The sequence below is a fragment of the Vibrio sp. Isolate32 genome, from assembly GCF_022397955.1.
Lineage (GTDB): Bacteria > Pseudomonadota > Gammaproteobacteria > Enterobacterales > Vibrionaceae > Vibrio.
On record NZ_JAKEUQ010000091.1, the window covers coordinates 1 to 514 of the forward strand.

Consider the following 514-nt stretch of genomic DNA (forward strand, 5'->3'; position numbering starts at 1 on the left):
AACTCTTGCAATGGCTTAATTCCACTCTCCTGTACTTGTGCCCACCACACCTCCCAGAGCCCTTTTGCATGTACTTCTGATTCACAATACCAAAGCTCTTTGAGTTGGGCTCCGAGTATATAAGTGGTCATTAAGTCCTTATTGATATTCAATATTTCTGTAAGATAGCTATCTTGTCGTCTATTTAAGTTACCTCTATTTTTCAACAACACCCAGCGTGAACGCTTCACCCATTGCCTCACTTTTTTAACTTGCATGAGTTTGTTGGCTTGGTAGAATATGACTCTATCCATCACCTCACGGCCGAACTTAGCGACAACATGGAACAAGTCGTAAACGATTTTTGCGTTCGGGCAGTGCGCTTGAACTTCAAGATCGAAAGCCGTATTCATGTCCATCGCGACGGCTTCGATATTTATCCCATGCTCACCTAGCTGCTCGAAGAACGGCCGTATGTCTTTGCGGCTACGACCTAATCCTATCCAAATGACTTGGTGAGTCTTTGCGTCAGCGA

The 514-nt window shown here is 44.6% G+C and carries 1 protein-coding gene; it reads right to left on the reverse strand.

Translation table 11 applies throughout. The features are described 5' to 3' along the window. Positions 1–514, reverse strand: a 514-nt coding sequence (locus L1D11_RS22580; RefSeq protein ID WP_239862839.1) for a transposase, incomplete at both ends; no start/stop codon positions are given.